This window comes from Kineococcus arenarius subsp. arenarius (assembly GCF_050871845.1).
Classification (GTDB): Bacteria; Actinomycetota; Actinomycetes; order Actinomycetales; family Kineococcaceae; genus Kineococcus.
The window spans coordinates 1-13392 of record NZ_JBJLSE010000047.1 but is presented as its reverse complement, the minus strand read 5'-3'; the positions used below and the strand labels follow the sequence as shown (position 1 = coordinate 13392).

The window sequence follows — 13392 nt, the reverse complement described above, 5'->3', positions numbered from 1 at the left end:
ATTTTGACACCCGAAGGTCCCCCGAGCACCAGCACCTCGACCACTCGGGCGGGCACCGAGTCGAAGGGCGACACCTCGGGCAGCCCCCGACGGTTGCTGACCATCGGCGCTGCCGTGGTGGCCACCGTGCTCGTGGTCGTCGGCGTGGTGGTGGCCACGCGGCCGGACCCGGAGCCCGTGGCCATCCCCGACCCCGGCGACGTGCGCGCGACGGACTCCTTCGTCGACTCCATGGGTGTGGCCGTGCAGCTGTACCAGCAGAGCAGCCGGTACGAGCTGCTCGCGCGGACCCTCGGCGACCTGGGCGTGCGGCACATCCGCACCGGCGGCCAGGGCGAGCTCTTCTTCCGGCACGTCAACGAGCTGCACGACGAGCACGGCATCAAGACCCTGCTGGTGATGGACCCTCGGGAAGGCTACGCGGGGGACGAGGTCGTGACCGAGGGCCTGCTTCCGGTGCTCGGTGCCGCGGAGGGCGTCGAGGGGCCCAACGAGTGGGACATCAACGAGGACCTGGAGTACGAGGGGCAGCCCTGGCCGGAAGGCGTGGTGACCTTCGCCAACGAGATGCACGACTCGATCAAGGGGTACGAGGACGACGACCAGGAGGTGCAGTCCGCGGTGCGCTCACTCACCGTGGTCAGCCCCTCGGTCGCGGACCCCGACAGCGTCGACGAGATCCTCGACGTGCGCTGCGACGTCGCCGCCATGCACAGCTACCCCGGCGGGCGACTGCCTGACGAGGACCTGACGACGAAGTGGATACCGGCCGCCCTGCGGCTGTGCGACGGCAAGGGCGTGGTCTCCACGGAGAGCGGGTACTGCAACACCCTCTCGCCCGAGGGATGCACCAACCAAGGAGGTGTCTCGGAGCGTGCCAGCGCGAAGTACGCGGTGCGGCACTACTTCGAGTACTTCCGCGCCGGCGTCGAGCGCGACTACCTGTACAACCTCTCGACCGACGACTGGGACCTCTTCCTGGATTCCGACGGCGATCGGAAGCCGGCCTTCTACGCCGTGCGCGACACCATCGACCTGCTCGCCGATCCCGGCGCCACGTACCACCCCACCCGCTTCGACCTCACGGTGTCAGCCACCGACGAGGCCGGGGGGCTCGTCGACGACGTGCACCACGTGGTGCTCCAGAAGCGGGACGGCAGCTACTGGGTCGCCGTGTGGGCGAACACGCTGTCCTACCCGGCGGGTGAGGAGTGCTGCGACATCGAGACGTCCCGCCAGGTGACCATCGACCTCCCGCGCTCCATGACCTCGACGGTCTACGAGCCCACCTTCTCCGGCACGTCCCCCGTGGCGGAGTACGCAGCCAGCTCCGAGCTGCGGCTGACCGTGCCCGACCACGTCCTGCTGGTGCGCCTGGACGAGGCACCCACCTCCTCGAGCGAGTCCTCGCCCCCCTCGCAGGACTGAGGGGCGTCGCGACGTGACGCAGCAGTCGTGAGGATCGCGTGCGGATCCCCCGGGCAGCTCAACGAGATCGTCCACTGACACCGCCCGAGGTGGCCGGGGCCGCCTAGACTCCCCGGGACGGCTGCGCCGGAGCCGTCCCGGCCGCCGGTGAGCGTCGCCCGCGGACACCGCGGAGCAGCACCTGACCGAGACGACGGGGACGGACGTCCCGCGCAGGCGGGCCGTCGGGTCCGCCGGGCCTGCCAGGGTCCGAGAGAGGATGGGGGAACCGGTTGAGCACGAGCGTGGCCACATCGACCCGCCGTGCAGGGGCGTCCCGGGCACCACGTCGGCCCAGGTGGCCGTTGCCCTCGACGCTGATCCCTGTCGCAGCGGCTGGTGCCACGGCCGCGGTGGTCGCCGCCCTCGCCGTCGGACCCTGGCGGTTGCTGCTACCGGTCCTCGTGATCATCCTCGCCACCGTCCTGCGCCCGCGGCCGTCCACAGCCGTCCTCCTGGCCCTCACCGCACTCCCCACGACCGCGCTGCTCCGCAGGGTCACCGCGGGGGAGAGCGGCTACGTGCCGAGCGATCCGCTCGCGATGCTCGTCGTGCTGGCCGCCCTGCCTGCGTTCGTGCTCCTGCGCGGACGAGCCCAGCCAGCACCGGGGTCGGGCTGGCTGGCCGGCTACCTGGGCTGGTTGTTCGTCACCGCAGGCGTCGCGTCGTCCGGCTCGATCGCCACGCGCATCACGGGCCTGCTGCTCGTCGCGGTGCCGTGCGGCATCGGTTACGTGATCGCCCGCGGGTGGGCCGGGTCCGCCGACGCGACAGCGTTGCGCAGCTTCCTCGTGCTGCTGCTGCCCGTCTCGGCTTACGGCGTGGCGCAGTTCTTCCTCGCCCCCCGCTGGGACATGGCGTGGTTGGACAGCGTCAAGGAGACGCTGAACAGCGTCGGACAGCCTGAAGCCCGTGCGTTCCGGGTGTGGGGAACCATGGAGGCGCCTCTCAGCTTCGCGCTCTACCTGGGGCTGGGCCTCCTGGCCATCATGTGCTGGATGGTCGCACGGCGCGGTTCGGGCCACTCGGCCCTGCGCACGGTCTTCTCGACCGCGGTGGTCGCCCTGGCGTTGACCGCCCTCATCCTGACCAGCGTGCGCAGCGTTCTATTCGTGCTGCCCGTGCTGCTGCTCCTGCTGGCGATGCTGGGGCTGCTGCCGGTCGGGCGCGTGCAGGCTGTCCTGTTCGCCGCTCTCATCGCGGCCGCGATGTACGCAGGAGTCAACGTCCTCGGCCTGGCCGCCACCGGGTCCACGGGCAGTCGCTACGACATCTCCTCGCTGGCCCAGGACCAATCGGTGCAGGACCGTCTGCTCCTGCTGCCCCGGTTCCTCGAAGCCGCGAGCAACCCGGTGGGTACCGGTCCCGGCACCGCGGGGGTGGCCGCATCCCTGACGGACGGCGGCACGTCCAACGGCATCGACAACGGGTACCTGTCCCTGTTGCAGGAGGGCGGCGTGATCCGCCTGGTCCTCTTCTGCGTGGTGGTCGGGACCGCGTTCATCGCGGCGGTCCGCAGCGCGCGGCGCCGACCCCGCGACCCGGCTGCTCTGTTCACCGTCATGGTGCTCGCCTACTACATCGCCCTGGAGGGTTCCTCCGACGTCTCCAGCGGCGTCGGCTCCCTCGTCCTGTGGATCTGCGTGGGCTCGGCCTTCGGACGGGCGGGTGCAGACGCCCTGGAGAGCCCGCCGACGCGGAGTCCGGACACGGTCTCCACCGCAGCGACCCTCGCCGCGAGCCCCGCGCACCGGCGGTCCGAGCCCGCTCCGGCCCTGTCGGCGCACCCCGCCACCGCACCCGCCGATGCCTCGCTCGTCCCGTCGGCACCAGGAGGCACCCCCGCCTCGAACGCCGACGCGCAGCCGACCGACGCCCAGTCGCCCTCCTCCCAGGGACCGACGCACGTGCAGGCGGACCTCCCCGCCACCGCGGCTGCCGCATCCGCCGTTCCCACCCCCCCTCCTGTCGACGACGCAGCTCCGGACGACCACCGCGCCGGTGAACGACCGGGCAAGGGCCGCGCTCGCGGTTCGGTGCGCTCGGTGGCTCACGTGGTCCTCGCCGGCGGCGTCCTGCCCCTGGTGTCGTTGGCCACCGGTCCCCTGCTGGCCCGCACCCTCGGCCTCGAGGGTCGCGGACACATGTCCGCCGTGCTGGCTCCGGTGGCCCTGATCCCCTACATGCTGTCCGTCGGCCTCGGCGACGGTGCTTCCTACCTGGTCGCCCGGCGAGGTAGGCACCCCGCCGACGTCGCACTGGTGATGGGAGCGCTCGGTGCCCTCACCGGGGCGGTCGGTGCACTGGTCCTGTGGCTGCTCGCGCCCGTCCTCCTGGCCGATTACCCCGAAGGCATCGGCCTGTTGAGAGCACTGGGCCTCACGCTCGTGCCGGCCATGGCGCTGGCGAACGTGCAGGCCACGCGCACCGGCGAAGGGCGCTACGACCTGCTGGCGCGCGAACGGTGGTTCGCCGGGTTGTCCCGCTTGATCGCGCTCGGTGGCCTGGCCCTCGCAGGTTCGCTGACGGTGGTCTCAGGGGCGTGGGCTCAGGTCCTCCTCCTGGTGACGGCCCAGTGCGTGGCCCTGACCGGCCTTCGTCGGCCCCGTACGCGCTGGCGAGAGGTCAAGGAGATCGCCCGCGAGGGCACGCGCTTCGGGTCCCGGGCCTGGGGCGGGGAGCTGGCCGTCTTCGTCATCCTGCGGCTGGACCAGACCGTGATGCTCCCCCTGGCGGGTGCCGGGCAACTGGGGCTGTACGTGGTCGCGGTATCGCTGGCGGAAGTGCCCACGATGCTCCTGGGCGACTTGCGGCGCCTGCTGCTGTCCGAGGTCGCCGTTCACCGCGATGCCGCCCTGGCGGCGCGCGCCTGCCGGCTCTCCGTCGTGGCGGTGGGCCTACCCGTCCTGTGCGGCATGGCCCTCACTCCGCTGGTCATCCCCCTCCTGTTCGGCAGCGACTTCTCGGGTGCCGTGCCGATGGCCGTCGTCCTGCTGGGAGGGTCCGTCTTCTCCGGCCTCAACCTCTTCCTCGGCGGCTCCATCAGTGCGCTGGGGAGCCCCGGGACCCAGTCCCGGGCGCAGCTGGCGAGCCTCGTGGTCGCCGTCCTGGGCATCGGGCTCATCGTCCCGTTCGGGGGCTTGGGTGCCGCCGTGGCGAGCTTGCTGGCGTACCTGGCCGGAACCATCGTCATGGTCGCCGTCTTCCGTCGTTTGACGGCCCTGCCGGTCCGCGCCGTGGTGGTCCCCCGGCGAGAGGACGTGGTCTTCCTCCTCACCACCGTGACGGGCCGGTTCCGGAGGTCTTCGTGACAGTCCCAGCGACCCGCGCCCCCGGCGGTGAACCATCTCGACCGCACAGCAAAGTCAACGAGCAGGAGAGTGTTAGGACCGTGGGAACGACGATGCTTCAGGCCGTGCGCCGCAGGTGGTGGATGGTTCTCCTGTGTGCGCTGGTCGGCTTGGCAGCCGGGGCCGGGGCCGCCACCGTGCTGCCGCGCACGTACGCCTCCACCACACTGATCTACGTCTCGTTGGGGCCGGACGCGACGGCGGGCGACGTCCTGAACTCCTCGACCTTCGTCGAGCAGCGTGCGCAGACGTACGCGGAGCTGGCACAGGGTGAGGCCTTCGAGCGAGCCGTCAGCGACGTCACGGGGGCCGGGTCCCCTCCGGAGCTGTCCGCGCAGATCCGGGACAACACGGTGCTGCTGGCCATCACGGCGGAGGCGGCCACGGCCCCGCTCGCCCGGCAGGGGGCCGATGCGGCCGCCACCCTCCTCATCCAGCGCGCTGCCCAGCTCGAGGCACGCGGCAACGGCACGGCGTCGCTGCAGCTGCGCGTCGTCGAGGAAGCGAACCTGCCGGAGGTCGCGGGTTTCCCGACTCCTCCCGTACTGCTGGTGCTCGGTGTCCTCGTCGGTGTGGCAGTGGGCACCGTCGCTTCAGTGGCTTCCTCTCGCATGAACACCCGCCTGCGCCGCCGCTCGGACCTGGTGGCCAGCGCCGCTGCAGAACGTGCCACCTGGCTCACGCCGGCGCACGGGGAGAAGGGCGGCGACGAGCTCTCCTCCGCCCTCCTCGCGATCCACCGGCAACTGGTGACGGCCAGCGGGTCCCACGACCAGGTGGTCGTCGTCGCCGGCTGCACCGCCGATGACACCTCGACCGCGCGCGTGATCGCGGACCGCACCGCGGCGACCCTGGCACGTGCCGGCACGTCCGTCGCACTGGTGCTGCTCGACGACTCCCCGCGGAACCGTCCCGGGCTGAGCGACCTCATCGAAAGGGCCACGACGCCAGGCGCTGCTGCTGCACCCCGTGCGGATGCGGTGCGCGTACTGGGATCGGGGACGAAGCCGCTGCGCGTCTGGAGCGCGACGAACGTGGAAGTGGAGGCCACCTTGCGGACGCTGCTCAACGAGGTGGACGCGATCGTCATCGTCGCTCCGCCGCTGATCAGCTCTCACCCCTTCCCCGCGACGGCGTACATCCGGTCGGCGGACGCACTGATGCTCGTGGGTACCCAGGGTCGCTCCTCGCGTCACGAGGTCGAGTCAGCTGTCGAGCTGGCCGACCGCTGGGGTCTGCGCTCGGTGCACGCCGTACTGGCTGCGCCTCCCTCCCCGCGCCACGAGCTCACGGGTGACGCCCCTCGGGAACGTCGCACCGTCGCCGCCCGCTGAAGAACGACGCACGCGGGGGGCCCGATCCAGTGGATCAGGCCCCCCGCGTGCGTTCAGCGGTGAACTCGCGTTCCAGGCGCTGCGTCAGCGCTTGCCGGCGAGGACCTCGCGGTACAAGGCGATGACATCGCAGGCGAACCGGCGGATGCTGAGGTCCTCCAGGCCTTCCACCGCGCGCCGTTCGAGCTCCTCGCGCAGCGGCTGGTCCAGCAGCATCCGCCGGATGTTCGCCGCCAAGGCGGGTACGTCACCGGGGGGTGAGAGCAACCCGGATACGCCGTCCTCGACCAGGGTGGGGATTCCGCCAGCGGTGGTGGCGACGGGGGCCAGGCCCTCGTTGCGCGCCTCCGCCAGCACGAGTGCCGCCACCTCGCGGCGGCTCGCCAGCACGAAGACGTCCGCGGCGCGGAGCCACGGCGCCGGACGGGGCTGAAAGCCGACAACGTGCACGCGGTCGGCATACGGCTTGGCAGCGCTGCTCCGCTCCAGGCGCTCACGATCGGGACCGTTGCCGACGAAGTAGATGTGCGCCTCCGGGGAGTCCGGCAGGACTTCACCGAAAGCGTCCAGCAGGTCGAAGATGCCCTTGTGCTCGTACATCCCGCAGACCGTGACGATCGCAGGGTGTGACACTTCGGGGAGCTCATCCACTGCCATCCGTGAGCGAGCACCGCCGAGGATGCCCTGACGGATGACGTCCAGACGCCGCTGCCTGCCTGGGACCAACGAAGCGAGTCGCGCAGAGTCGTGGAAGGCGATGACGCGGTCGGCGAGGGCCATCGCCGCAACCCCCCGCTTCTCCTCGAGGTGCAGGGTCGCCACGAGCGCGTAGGGACGAGGCCAGCGGGCTCCCGCCAGTACCGCACCGGTGAGGTTGTGCACGTGCACGACGTCGGGACCCAACCTGCGCACCAGCCGAAGCAGAGCGGCCGAAGCGCGTGCGATGGATGCGGGAGCACGTTCCTGGTCGATGGTGTGGTGGACGACACCCTCGGCCTCCAGCACGGCCACCTGCGCACCCCCGGCGCTGGCGACGTGGACGTCGTGGCCCAGCTCGCGCTGCGCACACGCCAGGTCGACGGTGGAGTTGTTGATTCCGTTGCCGAGGTCGACGACGTCGTTGAGCAGGTGCAGGATCCGCAACGGCCGATCCATCGCCTCACGAGGTTCAACCGCCGGCGAGGACGGGGCTTGGCTCACTGATCACGCTCCAGGTGGGGTCGGCGTCGGCCGTTCAGGCTCCACGTCGCGGGAGACTCTACCGTCTCGTGATTGTTGACGGGCTTGCACTCACACGCGCGAACGACGTGAACACCAGGGCGGGAAGGGCGCGCGTCGACTGCTCCCCGCGGAGCGCACTCACCCAGGAGGGGTTCACGTGTGCCGGAGCGGGTGGGGAGCAGCGGCCCGCGACCCCTCGTGGCCGGGGGTGTCGCTGGGAAACCCTTCCGCACCTCGTCCCCACCGTCCCACCACTGCTCGATCCTCGGAGGAGTCCCGCGCCGGGAACTCAGCGCGCTCCCCGCTGCGTTCCGCACACGTGCTCGGTCGAGCAGGTCACCCCCACCGCAGCCCCGTCGCCCAGGGGTCCACGAAGGTCCGACCCGCCGTCCGGTGACGCGTCCGGCGACCTCGTGGACAGGGGCGGATCAGCGCACCGCGTGGAAGCGCTGTTGTGCCGCTTCCAGACCCTGCAGCACCAGCCACTCGACGGCGTCGGCGGCGTCCATCACCAGGAACGGCAGCTCCTTGCGCTCCGCGGAGGAGAACTCCTTCAACACGAAGTCGGCCGGGTCCTGCCGGCCCGGCGGGCGACCGATCCCGACCCGCACCCGGGCGTAGTCCTTGCCCTGCAACGACTGCGAGATCGAGCGCAGGCCGTTGTGGCCGCCCTCTCCCCCGCCGCGCTTGAGCCGCACGGCCCCGAAGGGGACGTCGAGCTCGTCGTGCACGACGACGATCCGGTCCAGCCCGACGTCGTAGTACTTGGCCAGACCCGCCACGGGGCCGCCCGAGACGTTCATGTACGAGGTCGGGGCGGCCAGCACCGCCCGAGGGCCGGGGACACCACCCGGACCGGTGCCCAGGCGCACCTCGGCGACCCGGGCACCGGAACGGTGGCGCTTGAACGTGGCCGACGCGCGGCTCGCCAGTTCGGCGAGCACGGCCTGCCCGACGTTGTGCCGGGTCCGCTCGTACTCGCTGCCGGGGTTGCCCAGCCCGACGACGAGCCACGCGTCACTCACTCAGGTCTCCCGTCGCGCGGAGCGCAGCCTCAGGCCGCGCCGCCCTGGTCGTCGGAGTGGCTCTCCTCGCGCACGATGCCGGCCTCGGCCTCGAGGCCCTCCAGCTCGGCCTCGGCCTGCGCGGCGCTGGCAGCGCCCTGGACGACGACGACGAGCTGAGCCGGGTCGCCGGCGAGGGTGGTGCCCTCGGGCAGCGGCACGTCGCCGGCGGCGATCTGGCTGCCGGCCTCCAGGCCCTCGACGGAGACCTCGAAGGACTCGGGCAGGTGGGTCGCCTCGGCCTCGACCGACAGCGTCGTCAGCTCCTGGTTGACGATCGTGTTCCCGGCGGCCTCACCGGTCAGGACCAGGGTGACGTCGACGGTGACCTTCTCGCCGCGGCGCACGGTGATGAGGTCGACGTGCTCGATGAAACCCTTGATCGGGTCGCGCTGGACGTCCTTGGGGAGCGTCAGGTGGCGCTCGCCCTCCAGGTCGATCTCGAGCAGGGCGTTCGACTGGCGCAGCGCGATCATCGTGGCGTGACCCGGCAGGGTCACGTGCACCGGCGCCTCGCCGTGGCCGTACACGACCGCGGGGATCTTGTCAGCGCGACGGATGCGGCGGGCGGCGCCCTTGCCGAACTCGGTGCGCTTCTCGGCGGACAGCTTGGTCTCGGCCACGGGGTTCTCCTCGGGAGGTCGGGGTTCTCTTGCTGACACACCTCGGGAGGGCGCGGCGCACCGCCCACCGCGTCGATCACGGAGGGCGGGTCTCACGACCCGCGCCGTCCCTCGCCGAGGCAACCGGGCCCCAGTCTAGCTGGGCCCGGCGCCCGGCCCGACCGTGCGCGGGGTCACCGGCGGGGACCCCGCCGCCCGTCAGCTGTGGCCGTCGAAGAGGCTGGTGACCGAGCCGTCGTCGAACACCTCGCGGATGGCGCGCGCCAGCAGCGGGGCGATCGACAGGACCGTCAGCTGCGGGAAGCGCTGCGCCTCGGCGATCGGCAGGGTGTTGGTCACCACGAGCTCGGAGATGGGCGAGTTCTTCAGCCGGTCCACCGCCGGACCGGACAGCACCGCGTGGGTCGCGGTCGCGATGACGTCGGAGGCGCCGTTCGCCTTCAGCGCCTCGGCGGCCTGCACGATCGTGCCCGCGGTGTCGATGAGGTCGTCGACGAGGACGCAGGTGCGGCCCTCCACGTCGCCGACGACCTCGTGGACCTTCACCTGGTTCGGGACGCTGGGGTCGCGCCGCTTGTGGATGATCGCCAGCGGCGCACCCAGCCGGTCCGACCACAGGTCCGCCACCCGCACCCGGCCGGCGTCGGGGGAGACGATCGTGAGGTTGGAGCGGTCGACGCGCTTGCCGACGTGGTCGGCCAGGATCGGCAGCGCCCACAGGTGGTCCACCGGGCCGTCGAAGAAGCCCTGGATCTGGGCGGTGTGCAGGTCCACCGACATGAGCCGGTCCGCGCCGGCGACCTTGAACATGTCCGCGATCAGGCGCGCGGAGATCGGCTCGCGGCCGCGGCCCTTCTTGTCCTGGCGGGCGTACCCGTAGAACGGGGCCACCACGGTGATCCGCTTGGCGGAGGCGCGCTTGAGCGCGTCCACCATGATCAGGTGCTCCATGATCCACTGGTTGACGTTCGCGGTGTGGCTCTGGATGACGAACGCGTCGGCGCCGCGCACGCTCTCCTCGAAGCGCACGTAGATCTCGGAGTTCGCGAAGTCGTAGGCGCTGGTGGGCACCAGCTCCGCGCCCAGCGCGGAGGACACCTCCTGCGCGAGCTCCGGGTGCGCGCGCCCGGAGATGAGCACCATCCGCTTCTCGCCCTGGGTGGTGATGCCGGTCATCGCTGTTGCTCCCTGCCCTCGGTGGTCGCTCCGGTGCCCTCGGTGGCGTCCGTGCTGCTCGTGGTGCTGCTCGTGGTGGTGGTGCTCGTGCCGGCCGGTCCGTCGGCACCCGGCGCCCCGGCGCGCAGCGCCGCCTCGGCGGCCGCGGTCCCGGGGCGGTGGCGCACCGTCCAGCCCTCGACGTTGCGCTGCGGCGCGACGCTGAGCGCCAGCGCCCCCGCCGGGACGTCCTTGCGGATGACGGTGCCGGCGCCGGAGTAGGCGCCGTCGCCGACCGTCACCGGCGCGACGTACATGGTGTCCGACCCCATGCGCACGTGGTCGCCGATGGTGGTGCGCGACTTGGCGACCCCGTCGTAGTTCACGAAGACGGAGCTGGCGCCGATGTTGGAGTGCTCGCCGATCGTGGCGTCCCCCACGTACGTCAGGTGCGGGACCTTCGAGCCGCGCCCGATCTCGGCGTTCTTCGTCTCCACGAACGTGCCGATCCTGCCCTCGGCCCCCAGCCGGGTGCCCGGGCGCAGGTAGGCGAAGGGACCCACGCGCGTCCCCTCGCCCAGGACCGCGGAGCTGCCGTGGGTGCGCTCCACGACCGCACCGGCACCGACCTCGACGTCGGTGAGGGTGCAGTCCGGGCCGACCACGGCGCCGGTCGCGACGCGGGTGCGCCCGTGCAGCTGCACCCCCGGCAGCAGCGTCACGTCCGCCGCCAGCTCCACGTCCGCGTCCACCCACGTGGTGGCGGGGTCGGTGACGGTCACGCCCGCGAGCATCCAGCGGCGCAGGGTGCGGGCGTTCGCCTCGGCGGACAGCTCCGCCAGCTGCAGCCGGTCGTTGACGCCGCGGATCTCCCACTCGTCGTGCACCGCCAGCGCCTCGACCCGCAGGCCGTCGGCGCGCAGCAGGCCGAGCACGTCCGTCAGGTACACCTCACCGGCGGCGTTGTCGCGACCCACCCGGCCCAGCGCGCCGCGCAGCGCGGCCGCGTCGAACGCGTACACGCCCGAGTTCACCTCGCGCACCGCGCGCTGGGCCTCGGTGGCGTCCTTCTGCTCCACGATCGCGCTGACCCCGTCGGCGTCGCGCAGCACTCGCCCGTACCCGGCGGGGTCGGCCAGCTCTGCGGTCAGGACGGTCATGGCGTTGCCGCCGGCGACGTGGGCGGCGACCAGGCGGCGCAGCGTCGACGTGGACAGCAGCGGCACGTCCCCGTAGGTCACCACCACGGTGCCGGACAGGTCCTCCGGCAGGGCGTCCAGGCCGCACTGCACGGCGCGCCCGGTGCCGGGCACCTCGTCCTGCAGGGCCACCACGACGCCGGGGTCGGCCGCGCGGACGGCCTCGGCGACCCGCTCGGCCTGGTGGCGCAGCACCACGGCGAGGTGCTGCGGGCCGCTCGCGCGGGCGGCGGCCAGGGCGTGCCCCACCAGGGGGCGCCCACCGAGGGGGTGCAGGACCTTGGGCAGCTGCGACTTCATCCGGGTGCCCTCACCGGCAGCGAGCACCACCACGGCGGCGGGCGCGGGACCGGGGAGGGGTGCGGCGGTCGGATCGGTGCTGTCGGCTGCGCTCACGCGGGACGCGCTCCTCACGGGCTCGGGGCGGCGGAGGACCGGACCGGCGATCCGGCCCAGCGTCCCGAGGATAACGGCCCCGTCGCGCACGGCCGACCACCCCACCGCGCTCCCGGGAGAGGATTCGAACCCCTACTGGACGGGACCAAAACCCGCCGTGCTGCCGTTACACCACCCGGGAGGGCGCGCCGGCCCGCGGACGGGCGGCGCGGAGCCATCCTGCCAGCCCCCGCACCGGCGCCGCCCGCGCCCGCGCGTCCACCCGGTCGGCGCAGACCCCGCGGCGGGGGGCAGGATGGGCGGGTGCCCCCCCGCCCCCGTTCCCGCATGACCGGTGGCGAACGCCGCGAGCAGCTCATCGGCATCGGCCGCGCCCTGTTCGCCGAGCGCGGCGTGGAGGGCACGACGGTGGAGGAGATCGCCGCCCGGGCCGGGGTCTCCAAGCCCCTGGTCTACGAGCACTTCGGCGGCAAGGAGGGCCTGTACGCGGTCGTCGTGGACCGCGAGATCGCCGCCCTGCTGTCGTCGATCACCGGCGCGCTGACCAGGCGGGGCAGCCCGCGCACCCGGCTGGAGCGCTCGATCACCGCCCTGCTGGACTACATCGAGGGCTCCACCGACGGCTTCCGCATCCTCGTGCGCGACTCCCCCGCGGCCGGCTCCACCGGCACCTTCGCCAGCCTCATCTCCGACATCGCCCGCCAGGTGGAGCACCTGCTCGTCGACGCGTTCGCCGCCCGCGGCTTCCCCCCGCAGACGGCCTCGCTGTACGCGCAGGGGCTGGTCGGCATGGTGGCGGTGACCGGCCAGTGGTGGCTGGACACCCGGGAGCCGCCGAAGGAGGAGGTGGCCGCCCACCTGGTGAACCTGGCCTGGAACGGGCTGCGCGGCCTGGAGCGCTCCCCGCGCCTGCCGGCGCGCGAGCGCGGGGGCGCCGGGCCCGCCGCCCCGCCGGAGCAGCCCGGCGGGGGATCCCCCACCACGCCCTAGAGTCGCTGCCGTGGCACGCGACGCAGGGCTGTCCCCGGGCGCTCAGCCGCCCGCCGACGAGGTCGACCTCATCGTCGCGGCGTGGCGGCGCGAGACGCCCCAGCTGGACGTGGAGCCGCTGGAGGTCCTCTCGAGGGTCGCGCGCCTGGCCCGCCACCTGGACCGGCTGCGGCGCGACGCCTTCGCCGCGCACGCCCTGGAGACCTGGGAGTTCGACGTCCTGGCCGCGCTGCGCCGCGCCGGCACCCCCCACGAGCTGTCCCCCGGCCAGCTGGTCGTCCAGACGCTGGTGACCAGCGGCACCATGACGAACCGGGTGGACCGCCTGGCCGGCCGGGGACTGGTGCAGCGCCGCCCCGACCCCGACGACGGGCGCAGCGTCCGGGTGCGGCTGACGGCGGAGGGCACCGCGGTCGTCGACGCGGCCCTGGCGGACCTGGTGCGCGCCGAGCACCGGATGCTCGCCGTGCTCGACGGGCAGGAGCGCCGCTCGCTGGCCACGCTGCTGCGCCGGGTGGCGGCGCCGTTCGAGGCGCCGGGCGCCCCCGGCTGAAGCGCGCCGGCCCCCGCACCGGGTCGGTGCGGGGGCCGGC

10 protein-coding genes and 1 tRNA gene are annotated in these 13392 nt (G+C 72.8%); 5 read left to right on the top strand and 6 right to left on the bottom strand.

Features of this window, described 5'->3' with window-relative positions:
- Positions 1 to 93: 93 nt before the first annotated feature.
- From ACRYM0_RS12505 to ACRYM0_RS12495, 3 genes are all read left to right on the top strand, one after another.
- Positions 94 to 1428: a hypothetical protein gene (locus tag ACRYM0_RS12505; RefSeq protein WP_432505522.1), complete on the top strand. Its 1335-nt coding sequence runs from the start codon at positions 94 to 96 to the stop codon at positions 1426 to 1428.
- Positions 1429 to 1772: 344 nt separating this feature from the next.
- A complete protein-coding gene (locus ACRYM0_RS12500; protein WP_432505520.1) occupies positions 1773 to 4778 on the top strand; it encodes an oligosaccharide flippase family protein in 3006 nt (1001 codons plus the stop codon).
- Positions 4779 to 4858: 80 nt separating this feature from the next.
- On the top strand, positions 4859 to 6151 hold the full coding sequence (locus ACRYM0_RS12495; protein ID WP_432505518.1) for a Wzz/FepE/Etk N-terminal domain-containing protein: 1293 nt from the start codon (positions 4859 to 4861) through the stop codon (positions 6149 to 6151).
- Between the two features lie 84 nt (positions 6152 to 6235).
- Here the strand turns inward: ACRYM0_RS12495 and ACRYM0_RS12490 are convergent, their stop codons facing one another.
- The 6 genes from ACRYM0_RS12490 to ACRYM0_RS12465 form a co-directional block, all read right to left on the bottom strand.
- A complete protein-coding gene (locus tag ACRYM0_RS12490; protein ID WP_432505516.1) occupies positions 6236 to 7294 on the bottom strand; it encodes a glycosyltransferase family 4 protein in 1059 nt (352 codons plus the stop codon).
- A gap of 506 nt (positions 7295 to 7800) precedes the next feature.
- Complete coding sequence (pth, locus tag ACRYM0_RS12485; protein WP_432505514.1) at positions 7801 to 8397, bottom strand: aminoacyl-tRNA hydrolase; 597 nt, start codon at positions 8395 to 8397, stop codon at positions 7801 to 7803.
- Positions 8398 to 8426: 29 nt separating this feature from the next.
- The gene (locus ACRYM0_RS12480; RefSeq protein WP_432505512.1) at positions 8427 to 9059 is read right to left on the bottom strand and encodes a 50S ribosomal protein L25/general stress protein Ctc; all 633 of its coding nucleotides are present in this window, start codon (positions 9057 to 9059) and stop codon (positions 8427 to 8429) included.
- A gap of 198 nt (positions 9060 to 9257) precedes the next feature.
- A complete protein-coding gene (locus ACRYM0_RS12475; RefSeq protein WP_432505510.1) occupies positions 9258 to 10235 on the bottom strand; it encodes a ribose-phosphate diphosphokinase in 978 nt (325 codons plus the stop codon).
- Positions 10232 to 11713: a bifunctional UDP-N-acetylglucosamine diphosphorylase/glucosamine-1-phosphate N-acetyltransferase GlmU gene (gene glmU, locus ACRYM0_RS12470; RefSeq protein ID WP_432505545.1), complete on the bottom strand. Its 1482-nt coding sequence runs from the start codon at positions 11711 to 11713 to the stop codon at positions 10232 to 10234. Before glmU ends, ACRYM0_RS12475 begins: the two co-directional genes overlap by 4 nt.
- A gap of 205 nt (positions 11714 to 11918) precedes the next feature.
- Positions 11919 to 11990: transfer RNA gene (locus ACRYM0_RS12465), tRNA-Gln, on the bottom strand.
- Between the two features lie 146 nt (positions 11991 to 12136).
- Here ACRYM0_RS12465 and ACRYM0_RS12460 point away from each other — a divergent pair.
- Together ACRYM0_RS12460 and ACRYM0_RS12455 are read left to right on the top strand one after the other, a co-directional pair.
- Positions 12137 to 12799: a TetR/AcrR family transcriptional regulator gene (locus ACRYM0_RS12460; protein ID WP_432505544.1), complete on the top strand. Its 663-nt coding sequence runs from the start codon at positions 12137 to 12139 to the stop codon at positions 12797 to 12799.
- Positions 12800 to 12809: 10 nt separating this feature from the next.
- On the top strand, positions 12810 to 13352 hold the full coding sequence (locus ACRYM0_RS12455) for a MarR family winged helix-turn-helix transcriptional regulator (RefSeq protein WP_432505509.1): 543 nt from the start codon (positions 12810 to 12812) through the stop codon (positions 13350 to 13352).
- Positions 13353 to 13392: the final 40 nt, after the last annotated feature.

Coding starts and splice junctions, on each gene's coding strand:
- ACRYM0_RS12475 (WP_432505510.1), bottom strand. CDS start 10,235: ATGACCGGCATCACCACCCAGGGCGAGAAGCGGATGGTGCTCATCTCC.
- glmU (WP_432505545.1), bottom strand. CDS start 11,713: ATGAAGTCGCAGCTGCCCAAGGTCCTGCACCCCCTCGGTGGGCGCCCC.
- ACRYM0_RS12460 (WP_432505544.1), top strand. CDS start 12,137: ATGACCGGTGGCGAACGCCGCGAGCAGCTCATCGGCATCGGCCGCGCC.